This window comes from Microbispora sp. CL1-1, from assembly GCF_012034195.1.
Lineage (GTDB): Bacteria > Actinomycetota > Actinomycetes > Streptosporangiales > Streptosporangiaceae > Microbispora.
On sequence record NZ_JAATEK010000002.1, the window covers coordinates 1 to 21,451 of the forward strand.

Consider the following 21,451-nt stretch of genomic DNA (forward strand, 5'->3'; position numbering starts at 1 on the left):
TATGCCAGCGGCATCCGCACCGGCGGCAGCCCTACCCGTGGACTCCGCGCCGTCGCTATCTGCCTTGTCGGTATGCGTGCCTGGGGCGTCCGTGCCTGGAGCGTCCGCGCTATCGGTGCCGGGCGCGTCTGCGTGCTGCCGGGGCCCAAACTTGATGATCGGGAAGGGCTCGCGGGCGGACGAGCCGTCGGACGACCACAGTGGGGAATTGGCGATCAGGCGATCCCACCAGCCGTCCCACCACTCACCGTCGACATCGTTCGAATGACTAAGGCGCTCAGGATCGATATCGAACAGATCCATGGCACCTCCATCGAGTGATTCGAAAACTTGTATTAATTCTCTCGCGCCCTTGGGGCTAGTTCAAGATCAACTAGCAATCTCTTGGAATCACAGGTCGGGAACAGCAACGGTCCTGACGTGGGTCTTGGCGGTCGGCGGGCAGACGGCCGGGCGCTCGGCGATCTCCCCACACGCGACGTCGGGGGCGCTGTGCGCGGAGGACGTCGCGGTCGTGCGGGAGCACTGTGCCGGGCAGTCGGGTCGCGGGCGGGTGGGGAGGCGCGGGTTGCGGCGAAGTACGCCGCTGCGACGGGCCGGGACGCCTGGCCGGGCAGCCGGGTCGCGGACGGGTCGAGACGCCTGGCCGGGCAGCCGGGTCGCGGACGGGCCGGGACGCCTGGCCGGGCAGCCGGGTCGCGGACGGGCCGGGACGCCTGGCCGGGCAGCCGGGTCGCGGACGGGCCGGGACGCCTGGCCGGAGAGTCGGGCGCGGGAGGGTCGGGACGGCTGGCACTGCGGTATCGGTCTCCGGTCAGGATTTTCGGCCCGGGGAGCGCAGCGTCGGATTCCGTGGTCACGCCTTCCTGACCCGGTGCTGCAACGTCGAGCCTGTGGTCACGACGCGCTGACCGCTGACTTCTCACCCGCCGGGCCGGACCAGGCCGCTCTCGTAGGCCAGGATGACGAGCTGCACCCGGTCGCGGACGTCCAGCTTGGCGATGGCCCTGGCGACATGGGTCTTGGCGGTCGGCGGGCTGATGACCAGGTGCTCGGCGATCTCGCCGTTGGACAGGCCGAACGCGACAAGCGGGGATCGTGGACAGTTTCCCACGCTCGTGACGTCGAGCCCGGCGGCGCGGGCGCGATCCTCGACCGAGCGCAGCAGGTCGCCCCGGCGGCGCGGCGTAGGCGAGACCGGCGGCGACGAGGGCCGCGAGCTGCATCCCCTCGTCAAGGGTCCCGTAGTCCCGCGGACGAGGTGCGGAACGTACGGGACCGGTTGACGCTCTTTTGGCTAACCGCTATCTATTGAGGGGTCGTAGAGGAGGGTGGCCCGTGCAGGACGTGGTGCTGGCGCTGCTGGCCAAGGAGCCGTCGCACGGGTACGACCTGCGTCAACGGCTGGCGGCCGCGCTCGGACCGCTGGGAGACACGCTCAACGCGGGGCAGATCTATGTGACGCTCACGCGGCTGGAGAAGGCGGGCCTGGTCGTCCAGGACCGCGAGGACGCGCCGGTGCGCGGCCCGCGGCGCAAGGTGTACGCGCTGACCGCGGCCGGGCAGGAGCGGGTGGCCGCGTGGATGGCCGAGAGCACCGGGCCCAGAACGGACGTGACGGAGTTCCATCTGAAGCTGGTGGCCGCCGCGGAGTCGGGTCTGGCCGACCCGGTCGCGCTCGTGGACGCGCGGCGGCGGGAGCTGATGCGCAGCCTCGCCGAGGCCCAGCGCGCCGCCCTCGCTCACGACACGGATTCGGAGGCCGGGCTGCTTCTGGAGGGCATCGCGCTCCGATTGCAGGCCGACCTGCGCTGGTTGGAGGCGTGCGAGCGGACCTGGTCCGCCCGGCGCGGGGAGGGCGGAGGAAACGGATGAGAACAGTCGTGCCAAGGGTCAGGGGCCGGTCGTCGCGGAGTGACACGTGCGACAGCCCGCGCCCGGGACCGGCCGGCCGGCGGCCCGCCGAGGCCCCGGGACCGGCACTGCGGGCGGTCGGCCTGACCCGCGTGTACGGGCAGGACGAGAGCATGGTGTGGGCCGTCGACGGGGTCGACCTCGATGTTCCCGCCGGGCAGACGCTCGCCGTGACCGGGCCCAGCGGCTGCGGCAAGTCCACGTTGCTCCAGCTCCTCGGCGGGCTCGACCGGCCCACCGAGGGCGAGGTGTGGCTGGGCGGCATGCGCATCGACCACCTGAGCGAACGGGCGCTGGCCCGGCTGCGGCGCCGATCGGTGGGGTTCGTCTTCCAGGCCTATCACCTGATGTACGAGCTGAGCGCGGCGCAGAACGTCGAGCTGCCCGCGCTGCTCGCCGGCGCCTCGCCGCGGGCCGCCCGCCGCCGCGCCGAGGAACTGCTGCAGCAGGTCGGGCTCGCCGGCCGCGCCCGGCATCTGCCGTCCGAGCTGTCCGGGGGGCAGCGGCAGCGGGTCGCCGTCGCCCGTGCCCTGGCCAACGATCCGCTGGTCGTCCTCGCAGACGAGCCCACCGGCAACCTCGACAGCGCCGCGACCCATGACATTCTCCGGCTCTTCGACGAGCTGCGCGCCGCCGGTCAGACCCTGGTCATGGTCACCCATGACGAGCGCGTCGCCGCCACCGCCGACCGCGTGATCTCCATGCGGGACGGGACGCTGGCGGACGACACCCGCCTGGACGGCGACGGCCGCGGCATGCGGCACAGCCACCAAGGCACGGGGTCAGGCGGCACGGGGCTCGGCGCGCTGCTGCGCTGGGAGGACTGAGCATGGGACACCTGCTGCTGACCTGGCGCCTGATCCTGCACGACGTGCGCCGCCACCCCATCGAGGCCCTCGTGTTCCTGGTCGCCGTCACCCTCGCCATCGCCTCCCTGACCCTGGGGCTGACGGCCCGCACCGCCCTGGCCACGGCGTACCTGAAGACCCGCGCGGCCACCGCCGGTCCCGACATCACCGCCATCACGACCGACAGGGACCCGTCCGGCCTGGCAGGGCGCCTCGCGGACACGCCCGGCGTGGCCGCGCAGGCCGAGCCGATCTTCGCGTTCGACACCATGATCCGGGCGCACGGCCGGAGCGCGCGCTCCTCGGTCGAGGGACGGAACGGCGAACCGTCCGCCCTGGACCGGCCGCTGGTGACCGCCGGCACCTGGGTGCGTCCCGGCGGCGCGGTGATCGAGCGCGGCTTCGCGCAGGCGCTCGGTGTGCGCGTCGGCGACCACGTCACCATCCGCGGACGCGGCTATCCGGTCGTCGGGATCGCGATCAGCGCGTCCACCCCCGTGTATCCGTGGAGCGACTGGGCCCAGGGGCCCGGGCCGTCCGACTACGGCGGCAGGATCTGGCTCACCACCGCCGACGCCCGCGCGGCGGCGGGCCACACCGCCGGTGTCCACCTGATCCATCTGAAGCTGACCGACCCCGCGGATCCCGGCCGGTGGAGCCGCACCGTGTTCACCGACGACCGCAGGGGCGACTCCTGGGTGAACACCCACAACTGGCAGACCGTCCTCCGCACGGACTCGGTCATGATCAGGAACATGCAGCCGGCCCTGGTCGTGGGCGGCTGGCTGCTCGCCGCGGCCGCGCTCGTCACCCTCGCCGCGCTCGCCACCGCACGCGCCGCCCGCGACACCCGGCGTGCCGCACTGCTCAAGGCCGTCGGCGCCGGCCCCGGCACGGTCACCGCCATCCTGCTGGCGCCGCACCTGCTGCTGACCTTCCTGTCCACCGCGCTCGGCCTCGCCGCCGGGACGCTGGCCGCGCCCCACCTGATCGATCCCAGCGCCGGGCTGCTCGACACCGCCGGGCCTCCGGACTCCGTCACCGTCTTCGCCGCGGTCTTCCTCGCCGTCGTGGTCGCCGTGACCGGTGCGCTCGGCCCCGCCGTACGCGCCGCCCGGGGCAGCACCGTCCAGAACCTGGCCGACCCGGCCCACACGCTCACGCGCCGTCCGCGCCTGAACGCCGTGACGGCCTACCTGCCCACCTCGCTGCTGCTCGGCGTACGGCTCCTGGCCCGCCGGCCCGGCCGCGCCGTCCTGGCCTCCGCCGGCACGGCCGCCACGACCGTCATGGTCACCGCGCTGCTCACCTTCCACGCCGAGCTCGACGCGACCCCCGCCGTCAGGCGGTTCGGCCCCCTCGAAGTGCGGACCGACCAGACCGGCCAGGTGCTGCTCGCCGTCACCTTCGCGCTGGTGGCGCTGTCCACGCTCAACACCGTGCTCCTCAGCTGGGGCACCGCCGTGCAGGCCCGGCGCGCCCTGACCATCACCCGTACGCTCGGCACCACCCCGGGCCAGATCGTCGCGGCGCACTGCGTCACGCAGCTCCTGCCCGCCGTGCCCGGGGTGGCGGCGGGCGTTCCGGCCGGGCTCGGCCTGTACTGGTTCTTCGCCACGTCGGTCACTCCCCCGGGGTCCTGGTTGCTGACCGCCGTGCTCGCCATCCTGCTGGCGGTCGCGGCGTTGACCGCGCTGCCCGCGTGGATCCACACCCGCGAGCCCGCGGGGCGCGTCCTCACCATGGAGACCGCGTGACGGCCCCCGGCCCGCCCGGCCCGCCCGGCGGGCACCGCGGGTATATCCGCTAGCCTTAGATAGTACCGATCGGTTCGATCTAAGCGAGGACGGATGACCCCCGAGATCCCGGCGGCCAACGCCAATGTGACGTTCGACAGCGACGGCGAGACCCTGCTGGGCGTCCTGCATCTCCCGGCCGGGCCGGGACCGCATCCGGTCGTCGTGCTGCTGCACGGCTTCCCCGGGCACGAGCGCAACTTCGACCTGGCCCAGCACCTGCGCCGTGCCGGATACGCCGCCCTCGTCTTCCACTACCGCGGGTCCTGGGGCGTCGGCGGGTCCTGGTCGTGGACCACCTCGCTTGAGGACGCCGCCCGCGTCGTGGCCGCCGTACGCGAGCCGGGTTTCGCCGCCGCGCACCGCCTCGATCCGGACCGGCTGGCACTGGCGGGGCACAGCTTCGGCGGCTTCGCCGCGCTGACGACCGCGGCGGGCGACCCGGGCGTCCGCGCCGTCGCGTCGGTGTCGGCGTTCGACTTCGGCTCCGTCGCGGCCGCCTGCCGGGAGGACGCGGCGCTGCGGGCGGCGTACGTCGAGGGGTTCGGCGACGACCTGCTTCCTCTGAAGGGCACCAGCGGCGCCGCGCTCGTGGACGAGATGATCGCGGCGGGCGAGGCGTGGCGCCTGTCCTCGCTCACCCCGAAGCTCGCGGACCGGCCGGTCCTGCTCATCGGCACGGCCGGGCGCGACACCATCACCCCCGCCGCGCGCCACCACGATCCCGTGGTGGCCGCCTACACCGCTTATCCCGTGCCGCGCCTGGAGCACCACGTGTTCGACACCGATCACGCCCTCTCCGACCACCGCCTCGAACTCGCCGAGACCATCCGCGATTTCCTCGACCGGCACCTCGGCGGCTGATCACGCCGCCTGCTGCTCCCGCATGCCCCACGGGGTGCCGTACGCCGTGAGCAGGTCGAGGAACGGCCTGGGCGGCAGGGCTTCGGGGCCGAGGACACCGGCGCCGGACCAGACGCCGCCGGCCATCAGTTCGAGGGCGACGACCGGGTTGACCGCGGTCTGCCACACCACCGCCTGGGAGCCGTACTCACGCATGGACCACTGGTTGTCGACCACGTGGTAGAGGTAGACCTCGCGCGGGCCGCCGTCCTTGGTGCCCTTGACCCAGGTGCCGGCGCACGTCTTGCCGTGCATGCGGTCTCCCAGGCTCGCCGGGTCGGGCAGGCACGCGGCGACCACGTCGCGCGGGGACACCTCGACGACGGCGCCGCCCTCGGCGACGACGCGGACGGGCTCGGTGCGGTCGAGCCCCACCAGATGAAGGGTCCGCAGCGTGTCGATGAACCGCTCGCCCAGGCCGTATTTGAAGGTCACCCGCTCGGCGTCGATCCAGCGGGGCATGAGCAGGACCTCTTCGTGCTCGACGTTGACGCACTCGACCGGGCCGATGCCCTCGGGAAAGTCGAACACCTCCGGCTCGCTGAACGGCGGGGTGGTGAACCAGCCCCGGCCTGCCTCGTAGACGACCGGCGGGTTGAGGCACTCCTCGATGGTGGTCCAGATACTGAACGAGGGCGCGAAGTCGTACCCCTCGACGGTGAGGTTCGCGCCGTCGCGTACGCCGATCTCCTCGATGTGGTCGAACAGCTCGTCGGCGGCGTATCGGGCGAAGACGTCCGACAGCCCCGGCTCCACCCCGATGCCGACCAGGGCCAGCCTGCCCGCCTTCTCCCATTCGGCCGCCATCTCGAACTGGGCGTCCCCCAGCTTGACCCCGCACGCCTCGTACGGACGCTCCGGGTGCGGCCGTGACAGCGACATCGCCATGTCGAGGTAGTGCGCCCCGGCAGACAGCGCCGTCCGGAACAGCGGCATCACGAACCGCGGGTCGGTGGCGTTGAGCAGGACGTCGCAGCGGTGCTCGGCCAGCAGCGCCGCCACCGCGGACTCGTCTCCCGCGTCCACCCGCCGGGCGGTGAACCGGGCGCCCGCCTCCCCCAGCGCGGCGACGGCCGCCTCCGCACGGGACAGGTCGTAGTCGGCGACGACCATGTGCTCGAAGAAGGACCGGCGGGCCGCGATCCGGGTGATCGCCGTACCGACGCCACCGGCGCCGACGAGCAGAACACGCATGACAAAGCTCCCTTTTAAGGACAAAGACCCCTTTGGTGCCCACGATCCAACGTCACCCCCGCATCGAACGTCAATGGTGTTGGCATAAGGTGGCCACCGAGGAAGGGAGCATCATGCCCAAGCCGGTGGTTTCCGAGTCGGCGCGCCGGCGGCGCCGCCCGACGAAGAACGGAGTCGTCCTCTCCGAGGACCTGATCGTGCGCACCGCCCTGCGCATGCTGCGCGAGCACGGCTCCGCCGGACTGTCCGTACGGCGGCTCGGCGTCGCCCTGGGCGCCGACCCGAGCACGCTCTACCGCTACTTCGCCGGCATCGACGACCTGACCCTGGCCATCGGCGACATGCTCATCGGCCGGGCCATGGACGGCTGGCAGGCCACCGGCGACTGGCGCGCCGACCTTCGCGAGCTGGGCCTGCGCATCCACGCGGCCTACCTCGAACACCCCCAGGCCGCGGTGCTGACCGCCAGCCGCATCAGCGGCAAGTCGCACGAGATCGCGGCGGACGAGGCGATCCTCGGGCTGCTGCGCGGCGCCGGTTTCCCCGACCGTGCGGCGGTCCGGGTCTACCACGCGTTCATCGACATGACGCTGGCCTTCGCCGCGCTTGACGCGGCGTCCCTCGCGCTGCCGGAGCGGGCCCGCCGGGCGGACGAGGAGATGTGGCAGGCGACCTACGCCCGCCTGTCCCCCGCCACCCATCCCAACATCGCGGCGGTGGCGCCCCTGCTGGTGGCCGACATGAACGACAGCGCCTACCCCGCCGCGCTCGACATGCTGCTCGCCAGCGCCGCGCACGAGAGCCACAGATGACGTCGGATGGCCGGGCCCGCCGTGCTCGCCTTGCGCCCACCGGCAGGTCCCCGAGAGGCCCACACCGTCAGCCGCCGACCTGGGAGTCCAGGGGAAGGCGGACCAGGAAACGGGCGCCTTGCGCGCTGTCCGCGATGGTCAGCGTGCCGTCATGGCGTTCGGCGATCAGCCGGGCGATGGGGAGGCCCAGGCCGATTCCCCCGGCGTCCCTGCTGCGCGCGCTGTCGAGCCGCGCGAAGCGCTGGAACACCATCTCGCGATGGTCGATGGCGATCCCGGCGCCGTCGTCGAGGATCTCCAGCTCCGCGACGCCCTTCGCGAAGCGCGGGCCGCCGTTCTCTCGCCGGAGCGTGACCGTGACGGTGGACGACGCGTAGCGCTGGGCGTTCTGGATCAGGTTGCAGATCAGCTGCCGCAACTGCAGCCGGTCGCCGTTGACGATCACTCCGGGCGTCACCTGGAGAACGACCCTCCTGTCGCCCTGGTGGCTCTTCAGCTCCAGGGCGACGAGCTCGGAGAGATCGACCGGGTGCCTTGCGTTCGGGACGCCGGCGTCGAACCGGGTGAGCGTCAGCAGGCCGGTGGTGATCGCCTGGAGACGCTCCACGCTCGGCAGGACGTCCTCGCACAGCGTTCTCAGGTCGACGTCCTCGGCCGCCAGGAGGGCGTCCTCCAGCTGGACGCGGATGGCGGTGATCGGGGTGCGGAGCTCGTGGGACGCGTCGGCGCAGAAGCGCCGCTGCTGTTCGAGCGTGTGCTCCAGCCGGTCCAGCGTCTCGTTCACGCTCCGGGCCAGCCGGTAGATCTCGTCCTTGACCTTGGGGACGGGGACCCGGCGGCCCGGGTTGGTGCTCTGGATGTGGTCGAGCTGGGCCCGGAGGCGTCCACGGGTCTGAGCGAGCTGGCGACGGTGTGCCGCGCCCCGTACGCGACCGCCCCGGTGAAAAGGACCGTTCCCGCGATCAACAGGGCCACCATGCCCGGATAGACGAAGAACGGCAGCGCCGGCGCGGCGCTGTACACGGTCCATTCGCCGTCGCGATACACCTGTTGCGCGACGACGACATGGCATCCGCCGGATGGAAAGACGGAATTGCAGACCACGGCGCTCGCCACCCGCCTGGGGCTTACCGGCGTGAAATGCGCCATGAGCGGCCGGTTCTGCAAATCGCGGGTCGCGGCGACCACTTGTCCCTGCGGATTGACCACCTGGACGGGCCGGATCAGGTTCGCCGAGATCGGCGGCAGCGGATTGTTGATGTGACCGTGGTCGACGTCGTACGCGGTCAGCTCGCCGACCGCCGTCACCTCTTTGGTGAGGTTCTCGGTGGCCATCTTGTTGAGGGCGAACAACAAGACGATGGAGAACACGATGCAGAGCAGGCTGACCACGATACTGACGAACACCGCCAGACGCGCCCGGATCGAACAGTTCTCTAACTTCATGATCACCCCGTTTCGGGCTGCCGGACTCGCGGCAGCCGCAGGACGAATCGCGCCCCGCCGGCTGTGCTTTCTTCGACGCTGAGGGTCCCCTGATGTGCCTTGGCGATGTCGCGGGCGATGGCCAGGCCCAGCCCGGTGCCGAGGCTGTCGAGCCTACGGGCGTCGTCCAACCGGGTGAAACGCTGGAACACCCGCTCACGGTCGGCCTCGGGAATCCCCGGCCCGTCGTCGCTGACCGCGATTTCGACCGCGGCGGGATCGACCCGTACCTCGACGCACACCACGCGCCGGGTGTGGCGCTGCGCGTTGTTCAGCAGGTTGGTGAGCAGCCGGCCGATCTGGCTCGGCACGGCGGTGACGATGGCCCCGTGGGTGATGCGAAGGCGCACCGGGCGCCGATCCGTACGCTGCGCGAGCTCGGCCTTGACCAGGGCCGCGAGATCGACCTGCCGCCACTCGGCGGGTGCGCAGTTGGGCAGGCGAGCGAGGCACAGGATGTCGTCGGTGACCGTCTCGAGCCGGTCCACCTGGACCAGCGTCGTCTCGAGCAGCTCCGGCAACGGCACCCCTGCGGGATCCTGCTGCGCCGCTTCGAGCTGCACCCGCAGCCCGGCGATGGGCGTGCGCAGCTCGTGGGCGACGTCCGACGCGAACTGCCGCTGGCGGCGCGCGACGTCCTCGAGTTCCTCCTTGGCCCGCTGCACCCGCCCCAGAGCCTGGTTGATCGTCCGGCTCAACCGGGTGATCTCCTGCGCGCTCCTCGGCACCGAGATGCCCGCGCCCAGGTGGGCGAAGTCGATCCGGGACAGTTCGGCGCTCACCCCGTCCAGGGGGCGTAGCAGCCGTCCGCTCACCTTCCAGGCGATCCAGGCGTTCAGGGCGATCAGCTCGGTGGTCTCCAGCGACACGAGCAACGGGAGACGGGGCCGCGCGAGGCCCAGCAGCGACTGCCCCGCCTCGACGACCACCCGGAGCGCGGAGGGAAAGGCATCGGCGGGAAAGACAGCGGTGCACGTCGGCGTGGGCCGCGGGGCACCCGTGAGTGGTCCGGGGCTCCCCGCAGAGGTCCGGGACAGCGTCCCCCGTGCGGCGGACGAGGACCCCATGGAGCCTGCCATGACCAGGCGGGGGACCCGGCCGGCGCCGCCGGCGCCCCGTGCCACCACATCTGACACCGTGCCCCCTGACACCGTGCCCCCTGGCACCGCGCTCCCTGGCACCGTGCTCCCTGGCACCGCGCTCCCTGACACCGGCGAGCGGCCCACGGTGTGGGACAGAGCGGTCGCGCACGGATCACACCGCCGTGGGACGGTCCTGGCTCTGGCCAGAACGTACATCCCCCCTCCCACGGGAAGGAGGGTGAGGAGCGTCATAGCGGTGGCCAGCACGGTCATCTGCCCTCGGATCGTGCGGGGCGCCCAGCGCCTCCACAGGTCCGGCCGCCGGTCCGGACGCCGGTGGTCGTTCCCGCGGTTCGCCGGGCCGGGTGACGACGCTCCGGCGTGACCGGAGGTCTCGTGCGCGTGCTCGGCGGAGGCGTGGCCTGCGGCGCCGGCCGCGGAGAGCCGGTGCTGCTGCCGGTCGGCTGTCGGGGGGCGGCGGGGAGCCCGCCTCCGGGATCCGTGTTCGCCGTTCTCCGCGCGAGAGGCGTTCGCGCGGTTCGCACCGTCGCCCGTCTCATGCGCGGGCCAGGCGACCATCGAAGACCGGCCGGTCAGCACGTGCGCGAAGACCTTTGCGGCGGCCATCCACGCGAGCAGCGTGAAGAGCGTGAACAGCAGCCACAGCAGTATCAGGAAATCATCGTTCTTCAGGTCCACCATCGCCACCCTTTCGAAATAGGAATTCGAGGGATGCCAGGCTCCTGAGAGGGCCGGGGGGCGTGGCGTGTCGTCCGCTGCACATGATTCTTCGGTACCGCTCAGTCGAGGAAGTGCTTGCGCGTCGGCTCATAGGCGAGAGCGAGCCGACCGATACGATCCTGAACCGCGGACGGGCTTCTTCGTATCGCACATGTGTGTAGGGTTACGCGCCTGCTCACCGCGCTGAGATCTACCATTCGGCCGCGTCCGGCCCCCGATGACGGCGAACCGCATGGGCCTGTTGCGACGTCCTGTACGCCGGGTGTCTTATGGCTTCATGGGTAAGTTATCCCGGAATGTCCTGGATACGAGGTATAGGCCCAGTTCCCGGGAGACGTCCTGGCCCGGGTGGCGCGGCCGTGCCCGGGAGTGGGATCTCGTCGCCGACCGGCTCCGGGCGGCACGTGTGGGCGGGGGCGGCGTTCTGCTGGTCGAGGGCCAGCCGGGCGTCGGCAAGAGCCGCCTGCTCGACGTGGCCGCCATCACCGCGGGCAGGTGGGGATTCCGGGTGGTCCGCGGCGTCGCGGACGAGCTGACGCAGTTGATGCCGCTGGCCCCGCTGACCTCGGCGCTCGGGGAGATCTTCCTTCCCACCGGCGACGGCGGCGGCGTGTCCGGCCCGGCCGACCGGCGGCTGCAGTTGCTCGAGCAGCTGCAGGAACCGCTGGAGGCGCTGGTGGCCCACGGGCCCGTGCTGCTCACCCTGGACGACCTGCAGTGGACCGACCACATGACCATGCTGGCGGTGCGGTCGCTGACCCTGGACTTCGCCTCCTCCCCGCTCGTCTGGATGCTGGCCCGTACGACCGGCGGCGGCGACATCCCCTGGCTCGACCGCGTGTTCAACGCGCTGGAGCGCGAGGGCGCGGCGCGGGTCCGGCTGGGGGCCCTGGACGACACGGCGGTGGCCGAGGTGGTCGCCGACGTCCTCGGGGCGGAGCCCGATCCGGACGTGCTGACCCTGGCCGGCATAGCGGACGCCAATCCCTTCCTGCTCGTCCACCTCATCGAGAAGCTCGAGCGCGAGGGCGGGTTCCGGACCGCCGACGGCCGCGTGCGGCTGGCGTCGGCGCGGCTGCCGTCGGCTCGGGCGGTCACCCGGGAACGCCTGGAGGAGCTGTCCCAGCCGACCAGGCACATGCTCCAGGTCGCCGGAATCCTGGGCCGTTCGTTCTCCGTGACGGACCTGGCCGAGATGCTCGGCGAATCGACGGGCGATCTGCTGCCCATGCTGGAGGAGGCGATGTCGGCGGGCATCGTCGGATCCGCCGGGCACGAGCTGGCCTTCCGGCACGACCTCCTGTGGGAGGCGGCGACGGAGGGCCTGTCGACCGCCGTCCGGCAGGCCCTGCACCGCGAGGCGGGAGAGATGCTGCTCAAACGCGGCGGATCGGCCGTTCCCGCCGCCGCGCACCTCATCCACAGCGCCGGCCCCGGTGACGTGTGCGCTCTGCTCGCGCTGGACCAGGCGGCGCGGGAGGTGCTGCGGTCCTCGCCGCATGCCGCCGCCGATCTCGCCACCCGGGCGCTGGAGCTGACCGATGCCGCCGATCCCGAATGGGTGAGCCGGGCCACCGTCGTGGTCGACGCCCTGACGGCCATCGGGCGGCTGGGCGAGGCCGCCGACCTCGCCCGCCGCGCGCTCGCCAGGGCTCCCTCCGCGCTGGCGCATCGCCTGCGCTGCGCGCTGGCGTACATCCTGCTGCTGAGCGGCCATCCGGCCGACGCCGTGTCCCAGGCCGAGGGGCTGCTCCGCGAGGAGGACATCTCCCGTGACCTTCGCGACGTCGCCGAGTGGACGGTCTTCTGGGGGCTCATCACCCTGAACGACGTCGCGGAGGGACAACGGCGGGCCGAGGCCGTCCTCTCCGACCGGGACGGGCATTCCGACACGGCGGTGGTGGGCGCCCTGCTGATGCTCTCCCGATGCGCCATGATCGACGGCCGGGTCGACGACTCGTTCAGGCATCTGGACGAGGCCCTGCGGATCGGCAACCGCGGCGCCGTGGAGGCCGTCCAGCGACCGTACACCCGGCTGCTGCTGGGTCATCTTCACCGGTGCCTGTGTCAGTTCGACGCGGCCGACCTGGCCATCCGGGCGGCCGAGGAGGAGATCGAGACCCTCGGCGTCACCGTGCTGGCCGCGCAGCCCTCGCTCTTCCGCGCCCGCGTCAAACTGGCCGCCGCCCGCCTCGACGACGCCGTCGCAGAGGCCGAGGCCGGAATGACGATCGCGGACGAGATGGGCACGCACGGGTTCATCCGCGTGGGGCTGTCGATCCTCGCGTACATCGCCGTACGGCGCGGCGACATAAACGCCGCGGTCCGGTACATCAAGAGGTACGCGTGCGAGCCCGGCACCGCCGGGATGCTCTTCGGATCGGCCTGGGAAAGGTGGGTGGAGGCCGTGATCGCCGAGAGCCAGGGCGATCTCGATCGGGCCACGGACATTCTCCGCGGCACCTACACCGACACCGACCAGCAACGACGCACGCTCATGACGGCCCCCCTCGCGGCCGTCTTCATGACCCGGCTGGCGCTGGACACGAGAAACCGGGCGTACGCGCAGACCATCGTCGACACGGCCGACCACCTCGCACGGAGGAACCCCGGCTATCCCATCTTCGCCGCCGCGGCCGCGCACGCTCGCGGTCTTCTGCACGCCGACCCCGCCGACCTCGCCTTCGCCGCCGCCAACCACCCGCAAACGTGGGAGCGCGCCTCGGCCGCCGAGGACCTCGGAGTCCTGCTCATGAAGACCGGCGCCTCCGCCGACCGCGAGCGGGCCATCAACAGCCTCGACCAGGCGCACGACGGCTACCAGCGGATCGGCGCCCTCCGGGGCGCGGCCCGCGTGCGGGCGCGCCTGCGGGCGCTGGGCGTCCGGCGCCGTCACTGGGTCCAGTCGCACCAGCAGGAGTTCGGCTGGAACAGCCTCACCGACACCGAACGCGCGGTGGCGGAGCTGATCGCCCAGGGGTTGACCAACCGTCAGGCCGCCGCCCGGATGTTCCTGTCTCCGCATACGGTCTCGGCCCATCTTCGCCGGATCTTCGCCAAGCTCGACATCGCGTCCCGGGCCGAGCTCGCCCGCATCTTCGCCGAGGAGCACCCGGACCACGACGCGTAGCCCGCGTCCCCGCCCGCTCCCCCCGCCCGGTCACCCGTCCGTACGGCCGGGTCCGAAGGGGCGGTCGCCGCGGAGGGTGATGCGGTGCATCACGCGGTGCGCGTCGCCGTAGTCGCGGTTGGCGTAGTGGGCGGTGCTCCGGTTGTCCCACATGGCGACGTCGCCGATCCTCCAGCGGTGGCGCACGATGTGCTCGGGCTTGGTGAGGTGGGCGTACAGCAGGTCGAGAACGGCCCGGCTCTCCGCCTCGGACAGGCCGACGATGTGGGACGTGAACCCGGGGTTGACGAAGATCCCCTTGCGGCCGGTCTCGGGGTGGACGCGTACCACGGGGTGCTCCACCGGCTCCAGCCGGGTGACGAGCTCGCCGTCCCAGACGTTGCCCTTGCCGCCGCGGCGCTGGGCCAGGTAGTAACCGAACTCGCGGTTGCCGTCGTGGACCGCGGTGAGCCGGTCGGCCAGTTCCTTGACGGGTTCCGACAGGGAGTCGTACGCGAGCTGGGCGTCGGCCCAGCTCGTGTCGCCGCCGGTGGGCGGGAGGACCACGGCGCGCAGGATGGAGCCGAGCGGCGGACGGGGCATGAACGTGACGTCGGTGTGCCAGACGTCGGCGAAGCCGTTGTCGGCGCTGTCGAGCGCGTAGATCTCCGGATGCGCCTCGTCGACGCCTCCGACCACCGGGTGGGAGGCGGTCAGCTCGCCGAGACGGCGGCCGAGAGCCACCTGCCCGTCGTCGTCCAGGCGCTGATCGCGGAAGAAGAGCACCTTCCGATCGACCAGGGCGGCACGCACCGCGGCCAGTTCCTCGTCGGTGGCGGTCGCCAGGTCCAGTCCCTCGACCTCCGCGCCGAAGTGGGGTCCGAGAGGCCGCAGGGTCAGCCGTTCGGCGGTCGGTGTGGTCATCTCACTGTCCTCCTCGTTGGTGTGGCGCTTTCACGCGGCCGCGGCGCGTACGGCGTGGCCGACCTCGGCGCGGAGCGCGGCGTACTCGGGAAGGGCGCGTAGTTCGTCCGGTTCCACCCCGGTGCGCGGAAGGGTGACGTCAAGGTCCAGCGCGATCCGGCCCGGCCGGCGGGTGAGCACGACGACGCGGCTGCCGAGGAAAACGGCCTCCTCGACGCTGTGGGTGACGAACACCGACGTCCGGCCGGTCTGCGCGCTCACCCGGCGCAGGTCCTCCTGCAGGCGCTCGCGGGTGAGCGCGTCCAGGGCGGCGAACGGCTCGTCGAGCAGCAGCAGCGGGTCGTCGCCCGCGAGCGCCCTGGCGATCGCCACGCGCTGCTGCTGCCCCCCGGAGATCTGCCAGATCCTCCGGTCGGCCACGTCGTGCAGGCCGACCCGTTCCAGCAGTTCGGGCACCCGGCGGGCACGTTCCGCACGGGGCACTCCGGCGTAGCGCAGGGCCAGCTCGACGTTGCCGCCCACGGTCTTCCACGGAAACAGGCGGGGCTGCTGGAAGACGATCCCGGCGCCTGCGCCCGGGACCGGCTCGGCGCCACCGGTCCGTACGGTGCCGGAGGTCGGCCGCTCGAAGCCCGCGACGAGGCGCAGCAGCGTGCTCTTGCCGCATCCGGACGCCCCGACGAGCACGAGGAAGGCGCCGGGAGGGATGGTCAGGGAGATCGGCCCCAGGGCGGCGACCGGACCTCCCGGGCCGCCGTAGACGTGTTCGACCTCGTGCAGGTGGACGGCGGCGGCCTCCTCGCCCGTCCCGGCCGGGGCGGCGGCCGCCTCAGGGCGCGAGGACATCGGGAAGCCCCTTGGTGTAGATCGCCCGTTCAACCGTGGCGAGGTCGGGCACCGCGTCGATCTTCTGCTGGTCCTTGAGGAACTGCGCCGCGCTCACCAGGTTCTGCGCCAGGCCGCCGACCTTGTCCGGCGTGCCGAGCCACTCCGGCGAGGACAGGTCGGCCGGCCTGAGGAAGACGCCCTGGCTGAGCTGCTCCTTGGCCGCGTCCTTGCCGATGTTGAGCTCCGCGCCCACCGCCTGGGCCGCGGCGTCGGGGTCGTCCGCGATCAGGTCGAGCGCCCTGGCCTCGGCCTTGCGCCAGGCGTCCACCACGTCGGGGTGCGCCTGGACGAACGCGGTGGACACCACGCCCAGGTCGAGGGTCGGCTTGCCCGCCGTCGCCAGCTCCCGGCTGCTGATGATCGTCTTGCCGGTCTTCTTGATCTCGTCGAGCGTGGGCAGCCAGACGTAGGCGGCGTCGATATCGCCGCGGGTCCAGGACGCCAGGATGTCCTGCGGCTCCAGGTCGACGATGTTCACCTCGGACTCCCGCACCCCGGCCTTGTCGAGCGCGGCGAGCAGGCTGTAGTGGGACGTCGAGGCGAACGGCGTCGCCACCTTCCTGCCGCGCAGGCCCTCCACGGACGAGATGCCGGTGCCGTCGCGGGCGACCAGCGCCTCGTTGTCACCGGCCACGTCGAGCACGAACGCCACCTGGTAGGGGATGTTGAGCGGCGCGGACAGCCCGCGCGCGACCGGGCTCGACCCGATGGCCGCGATGTCCACGCTCTTGGCCACGAAGGCCGTGTTGATGCTCGCGCCGGAGTCGAACTTGGTCCACTTGACGGTGTAGCCGGGCAGCGCCTGCTCCAGCCACCCCTTGTTCTTCACGATGAGGTCCCCGCTGGGGAACGCCTGATAGGCGATGCGGATGGTGCGGTCCGCCGCGTCGCCGCCGCCTCCGCTCGTGCCGGAGGCCGCGCCGTCACCGCACGCGGCGAGGACGGCGGCCGTCGCGGCGGCCAGGGCGACGGAGAGCAGGCGCGTGAGGCGTGGTCGTGACATGGCGGAGGGTTCCTTCTGCGGTGGGAGGGAGGCGGTGGAAGGGAGGCGGTGGAAGGGAGTGCGGTTGGAGGGAGATCGACGGTGCCGGACAGGGGCTCAGACGCGGCCGCGCCAGGGGATGAGCCGGTTCTCCGCGACGCGCAACAGGCCGTCGATCAGCAGCCCGGACAGGCCGATCGCGAGCAGCCCGAGCACCACGACGTCGGTCTGCAGGTAGCGCTGGGCGTCGCGGACCATCCCCCCGATGCCCGGCACGCCGTTGACGGTCTCCGCCGCGACGACCGAGGAGTACGCGACCCCGACGGCCAGCCGGACACCGGTGAAGATCTCCGGCAGCGCGGCCGGCAGCACCACGTCCTTGATCACGTCCCGTCGTGACGCGCCCAGCGCCCGGGCCGCCTCCACCAGGCCGGTCGGCGCGCCGTGGACGGCCGCGGCGGTGGCCACGGCGACCGGCGGGAGCGCGGCGATGGCGAGCAGCCACAGCTTGGGCGTCTCGTCGATGCCGAACCAGATGATCAGCAGGCTGAAGTACGCCAGCGGAGGCAGTGCCCGTACGAACGTCACGGCCGGCTCGGCCACGAGGCGGATCCACGGCACGGTGCCCAGGACGACGCCGAGGGCGAGCCCGGCCCCCACGCCGAGCGCCGAGCCGATGAGGATGCGGCGCAGGCTGATCGCCAGATGCTCGACGAGCAGGTGACCGCTGTAGCCGCGGACGCCGTCGTGCGTCGTGGACAGCAGGACGAGCTGGTCCCACACCGCCCGGGGCGCGGGGACGAACGACGGATTGCCCGCCGCGACCGCCGCCAGCTGCCACAACGCGAGCAGTGCGAGCAGCGACAGCACCCGCACGCCGATCCGGCGGGCGCTGCGCCCTCGCCGGCCCGGACCGGAGACGGCGGGCGCCCCTTCGACAGGCGCCCCTTCGACAGGCGCTGCCTCGCCGGGCGCTCCCTCGCCGGGAAGGAGCGAACGGGGAGCCGCCGAGGGGGATCTGGAGGGGGCTCTTGAGGGGGATGACGTCACAGTGGTCGCTCCGTGTGGAGGGCGCCGCACCGCCGGGAGGCGAGGCGGGCACGGCGCGGCGACGGATGGGGGGGCGTCCGGTGAGGGTGACCACGCCGGACGGGGCCCGTACGGGGGACCGGACGGGGAGCACGGTTCAGGAGCGACAGGCCGAGCCGTTCAGACGGCACAGGTCGACGTGCCGACGCCGGACCAACCACGATGCCGTAAACACAGATATTTCCTACCAAATTTGTAGGGTGATGGCAATCACCGCACGGTGGCGCCGCGCTGCCGGCTCACGGGGTGGAGTAGGGTCGCCGGGTGCCTGACCCGATCTTCGCTCACCCACGTCTGGCCGCCGTTTACGACGCGTTCGACGGAGACCGCGACGATCTCGACGTCTATCTCGCCGTCGCCGGCGAGCTGGGCGCGGAGCGCGTGCTCGACGTCGGCTGCGGCACGGGATCCCTGGCGGTCCTGCTGGCGGACAGCGGACGCACGGTCATGGGCGTCGATCCCGCCGAGGCGTCGCTGCGGATCGCCAGGTCGAAGGACCGGGCCGGAAGGATCACCTGGATCCATGGCGACGCCACCACGGTCCCGGCGTTCGACGCCGACCTCGCGGTGATGACGGGCAACGTGGCGCAGGTCTTCCTCACCGACGACGACTGGACGCGGACGCTGCGGGGCGTCCACGGCGCGCTCCGCCCGCGGGGATATCTCGTGTTCGAGACCAGGCGGCCCGGACGCCGGGCATGGGAGGACTGGGCCGCCGGCGCCGGTCCGGTCGTCCTCGACCTTCCGGAGACCGGGCCCGTGGAGCAGCGCCTCGACGTCACCGACGTGAGCCTGCCGCTGGTGTCGTTCCGCTACACCTACACCTTCCTGGCCGACGGCGAGGTGATCACGTCGCACTCGACCCTCCGGTTCCGCGACCGGGACGAGGTGGAGACGAGCCTGGCCGCGAACGGCTACCGCGTGCTGGACGTGCGGGACGCCCCCGACCGCCCGGGCCGCGAGTTCGTGTTCGTGGCGCAGCGCACGACCTGAAGCAGCGCACAACGTGAAGCAGCGCACGACCTGAAGCAGCGCACGACCTGAAGCAGCGCACAACGTGAAGCAGCGCACAACGTGAAGCGGCGCCAGACCTGAAGCGGCGCGCGCCGGGGGCGTTACAACCCGAAGCGCCGCAGGGCCCGCCGATAAATGGTGGAAACGGCCGCACTTTTCTGCAGTCACAAACTACACATTACTCAATTCATCGGGCATATCCGAATAAAAATCCGGGACGAATCGCCCCGCACAGAGGGCCTCCCACCGGCACAGAGTGGCCGATTGTGGCCAACTGGGAACTTGCCGTAAGCGGGTCTATTTACATCTATTCATTGACCGGTCACCATATGTCCGTGGCCACACCCCCTCGCTGATCAGCGCCGAACAGATCAGCGAGGTCGTCAACTCATGGAATTCGGCATCAACTCGCGCCGGCAGCCGAATTCCCCATGACATAACGCCACACCAGAAGGAACGACACCGTGATAATGACGCGACGATTACGGGCCGCCGTGTGCGCGGCCGCGGCCGCTGCGACGCTGGTCGCCGGGGTGGGGACGGCGTACGCCGCGCCCGGGGTCACCCCCGCGGACGTGACGCTCGACCTGGCCCGCGGCGAATCGAAGACGATCGACAAAACCGTCTCCACTCCGGTCGTCCCGCCCAAGCCGGATATCGCTTTCCTGATCGACACGACAGGCAGCATGGGCGGGGTCATATCCAACGTGCGGACCAACGCGAACGCCATTTTCTCCAATGTCGCCTCGGCACAGCCGGACGCCCAGTTCGCGGTCGCCGAATACAAGGACGCGGCGGACTCGACTCCATTTCGGGTGGCGCAGAATCTCACCGGCGACCCGGCCGATGTCACCGCCGGCATCAATTCGCTGTCCGCGTCGGGCGGAGGCGACTTCCCCGAAGACGGCATCAACGCCCTGTACCAGGTCGCCACGGGAGCGCTCTCCTTCCGGCCGGACAGCACCCGGATCGTGTTGCTGATCGGAGACGCCCCCAGCCACGACCCCAGCGGCGGCCACTCGCTGGCCGACGCGATCAGCGCCCTGAAAGCGGCCGACATCACCGTGCTCGCCTTCGACCTGGCCGGGCTGAACTCGAGCGGGCAGGCGGCCGCGATCACCGACGCCACCGACGGACAGCTGTTCTCCGGCCTCAACCCCTCGGAGGTCAGCGACACCATCCTGTCGGCCCTGCACAACCTGCCGGTCACGGTCACCCACAAGCTGCGCGACTGCGACCCGAACCTGTCGGTCTCCCTGACCCCGGACAGCCGTACGGTGACCAGCGGCGAGGATGCCGCGTTCTCCGAGAAGGTCACCGTCGGCGACGGAGCCGCGCCGGGAAGCACCCTCACCTGCAAGGTGGACTTCCTGGTCAACGACGTCCTGTCGCCCGGGTTCACCGAAACGATCACCGAGCACGTCCCGAAGGCGACCCCGAAGATCACCACGACGCCGTCGGGCGAGACGCCCGCGGGCGGAAACGTCTCGGACACCGCGACCCTGTCCGGCGGCCACCACCCGACGGGCACCGTCAAGTTCGAGCTGTTCGGACCCGGCGACACCGAGTGCGAGACGCCCATCGCCACCCGCACCGGATCGGTGTCGGACAGCGGCACGGCGACGTCCGGCGACATCCCGGCGGGCGGCGTGGGCACCTACCGGTGGGTGGCCTCCTACAGCGGCGACGACGCCAACACCCCGGTCACCTCCGAATGCGGTGAGGAGGTCGAGGTCGTCAAGGCCACCCCGGGCATCGCCACCACGCCGTCGGGGTCGGTCCCGGCCGGCGGCGCCGTCTCCGACACCGCCACGGTCTCCGGCGGGTTCCACCCCACCGGCACCGTCGAATTCCAGCTGTACGCGCCCGGCGACACCGACTGCAAGACGCCGATCGCCACCCGCACCGGCGACCTGTCCGGCAGCGGCACCGCCGCGTCCGGCGACGTGACCATCGGCGCGGCCGGCACCTACCGGTGGACCGCCACCTACAGCGGCGACGCCAACAACAACTCCGTCACCTCGCCGTGCAGCGACGAGGAGGTCAAGGTCACGCCGCAGCGGCTGACCGGACGGGCCTACGGCCTGACCGCCGGCGCCTCCCTGGCCGGCCTGCAACTGGTCAACATCGCACGCACCCCGGACACCGGCCCCGTCTCCACCACGTCGTCCGGCAGCACCTCGGTCCCCTGCACCGCCACCCTCAGCGGGCTGATCAGCGCGCACGCCCTGTGCGCCAAGGTCGTCACCACCGAGTTCCCCGGCAAGTCGGAGGCCACCGCCTCCATCGACGACACCTCCATCGGGATCACCGGCATCCCCGTGATCACCATCGGGGCCATCAAGTCCAGCTCCACCACCACCTGCTCCGGATCGAGCGGGACCACCACGATCGCCTCCCTCAAGGTCGGCAACACGGTGGTCATCTCGGCGCCGACGAACATCGCGCCCAACACCACGATCAACGTCGGCGTGGTGAAGCTGGTCCTCAACGAGCAAATCCCGTTCACCACGCCCGACAAGGGCCTGACCGTCAACGCGGTTCACGTCACCGTCAACGCCCTCGGCCTGGCCAAGACCAACGTGGTCCTGGCCTCCGCCGAGAGCGACATCGGCAACTGCCCGTGACCTGAGCCGACCGACCCCGGGGCCGGGCGGAGCGCCGTGACTC

Annotated in this window: 17 protein-coding genes and 1 pseudogene; 8 read left to right on the plus strand and 10 right to left on the minus strand. The window is 71.7% G+C overall.

Going from position 1 to position 21,451, the window contains the following annotated elements; genetic code table 11:
• Positions 1 to 303: hypothetical protein (locus HCK04_RS02485; protein ID WP_205829767.1), on the minus strand; the 303-nt coding region annotated here is incomplete at its 3' end.
• Positions 304 to 922: 619 nt separating this feature from the next.
• A pseudogene (locus tag HCK04_RS41895) lies at positions 923 to 1,090 on the minus strand (helix-turn-helix transcriptional regulator); the annotation flags it as partial.
• Positions 1,091 to 1,338: 248 nt separating this feature from the next.
• On the opposite strand from HCK04_RS41895, the gene HCK04_RS02495 reads away from it, so the two are divergent.
• The 4 genes from HCK04_RS02495 (at position 1,339) to HCK04_RS02510 (ending at position 5,422) form a co-directional block, all read left to right on the plus strand.
• A complete protein-coding gene (locus HCK04_RS02495) occupies positions 1,339 to 1,875 on the plus strand; it encodes a PadR family transcriptional regulator (protein WP_142645249.1) in 537 nt (178 codons plus the stop codon).
• Between the two features lie 152 nt (positions 1,876 to 2,027).
• A complete protein-coding gene (locus tag HCK04_RS02500; protein ID WP_240970916.1) occupies positions 2,028 to 2,741 on the plus strand; it encodes an ABC transporter ATP-binding protein in 714 nt (237 codons plus the stop codon).
• A 2-nt stretch (positions 2,742 to 2,743) separates the two neighbouring features.
• Positions 2,744 to 4,519, plus strand: coding sequence for an FtsX-like permease family protein (locus HCK04_RS02505; RefSeq protein ID WP_142645251.1), 1,776 nt, complete (start codon positions 2,744 to 2,746; stop codon positions 4,517 to 4,519).
• A 93-nt stretch (positions 4,520 to 4,612) separates the two neighbouring features.
• Positions 4,613 to 5,422, plus strand: a complete 810-nt coding sequence (locus HCK04_RS02510; RefSeq protein ID WP_142645252.1) for an alpha/beta fold hydrolase — start codon at positions 4,613 to 4,615, stop codon at positions 5,420 to 5,422.
• On the opposite strand, the gene HCK04_RS02515 is transcribed toward HCK04_RS02510, so the two are convergent.
• Positions 5,423 to 6,655 (minus strand): saccharopine dehydrogenase C-terminal domain-containing protein, encoded by a 1,233-nt coding sequence (locus HCK04_RS02515; RefSeq protein ID WP_142645253.1) that lies wholly within the window; start codon positions 6,653 to 6,655, stop codon positions 5,423 to 5,425. It abuts the gene before it with no gap.
• 113 nt (positions 6,656 to 6,768) lie between these two features.
• Between HCK04_RS02515 and HCK04_RS02520 the strand changes: the two genes are divergently transcribed.
• Complete coding sequence (locus HCK04_RS02520) at positions 6,769 to 7,467, plus strand: TetR/AcrR family transcriptional regulator (RefSeq protein ID WP_142645254.1); 699 nt, start codon at positions 6,769 to 6,771, stop codon at positions 7,465 to 7,467.
• A 67-nt stretch (positions 7,468 to 7,534) separates the two neighbouring features.
• Here HCK04_RS02520 and HCK04_RS02525 read toward each other — a convergent pair whose 3' ends face one another.
• From HCK04_RS02525 to HCK04_RS41905, 3 genes are read right to left on the minus strand one after another with little or no spacing between them, the layout of a single operon-like run.
• Entirely contained in the window at positions 7,535 to 8,251 is a 717-nt protein-coding gene (locus tag HCK04_RS02525; protein ID WP_260617046.1) for a HAMP domain-containing histidine kinase, read from the minus strand.
• Positions 8,248 to 8,913 carry a hypothetical protein gene (locus HCK04_RS41900; RefSeq protein WP_240970894.1) on the minus strand — a complete coding sequence of 222 codons (666 nt, stop codon included), beginning with the start codon at positions 8,911 to 8,913 and terminating at the stop codon, positions 8,248 to 8,250. The genes HCK04_RS02525 and HCK04_RS41900 overlap by 4 nt, the downstream gene beginning before the upstream one ends.
• Positions 8,914 to 8,915: 2 nt before the next feature.
• Positions 8,916 to 9,881, minus strand: a complete 966-nt coding sequence (locus HCK04_RS41905; protein ID WP_222709762.1) for a HAMP domain-containing sensor histidine kinase — start codon at positions 9,879 to 9,881, stop codon at positions 8,916 to 8,918.
• 1,171 nt (positions 9,882 to 11,052) lie between these two features.
• On the opposite strand from HCK04_RS41905, the gene HCK04_RS02535 reads away from it, so the two are divergent.
• Positions 11,053 to 13,905 carry a LuxR family transcriptional regulator gene (locus HCK04_RS02535; protein WP_168065581.1) on the plus strand — a complete coding sequence of 951 codons (2,853 nt, stop codon included), beginning with the start codon at positions 11,053 to 11,055 and terminating at the stop codon, positions 13,903 to 13,905.
• A gap of 30 nt (positions 13,906 to 13,935) precedes the next feature.
• On the opposite strand, the gene HCK04_RS02540 is transcribed toward HCK04_RS02535, so the two are convergent.
• From HCK04_RS02540 to HCK04_RS02555, 4 genes are all read right to left on the minus strand, one after another.
• Entirely contained in the window at positions 13,936 to 14,808 is an 873-nt protein-coding gene (locus HCK04_RS02540) for a TauD/TfdA family dioxygenase (protein ID WP_142645258.1), read from the minus strand.
• A 30-nt stretch (positions 14,809 to 14,838) separates the two neighbouring features.
• On the minus strand, positions 14,839 to 15,654 hold the full coding sequence (locus tag HCK04_RS02545) for an ABC transporter ATP-binding protein (RefSeq protein WP_142645259.1): 816 nt from the start codon (positions 15,652 to 15,654) through the stop codon (positions 14,839 to 14,841).
• On the minus strand, positions 15,638 to 16,699 hold the full coding sequence (locus tag HCK04_RS02550; RefSeq protein WP_142645260.1) for an ABC transporter substrate-binding protein: 1,062 nt from the start codon (positions 16,697 to 16,699) through the stop codon (positions 15,638 to 15,640). The genes HCK04_RS02545 and HCK04_RS02550 overlap by 17 nt, the downstream gene beginning before the upstream one ends.
• Positions 16,700 to 16,795: 96 nt before the next feature.
• A complete protein-coding gene (locus tag HCK04_RS02555) occupies positions 16,796 to 17,554 on the minus strand; it encodes an ABC transporter permease (protein ID WP_260617048.1) in 759 nt (252 codons plus the stop codon).
• 477 nt (positions 17,555 to 18,031) lie between these two features.
• Here HCK04_RS02555 and HCK04_RS02560 point away from each other — a divergent pair, with 477 nt between their 5' ends.
• Positions 18,032 to 18,760: a class I SAM-dependent methyltransferase gene (locus tag HCK04_RS02560; protein ID WP_142645262.1), complete on the plus strand. Its 729-nt coding sequence runs from the start codon at positions 18,032 to 18,034 to the stop codon at positions 18,758 to 18,760.
• A gap of 491 nt (positions 18,761 to 19,251) precedes the next feature.
• Complete coding sequence (locus tag HCK04_RS02565) at positions 19,252 to 21,408, plus strand: VWA domain-containing protein (RefSeq protein ID WP_142645263.1); 2,157 nt, start codon at positions 19,252 to 19,254, stop codon at positions 21,406 to 21,408.
• Positions 21,409 to 21,451 lie beyond the last annotated feature (43 nt).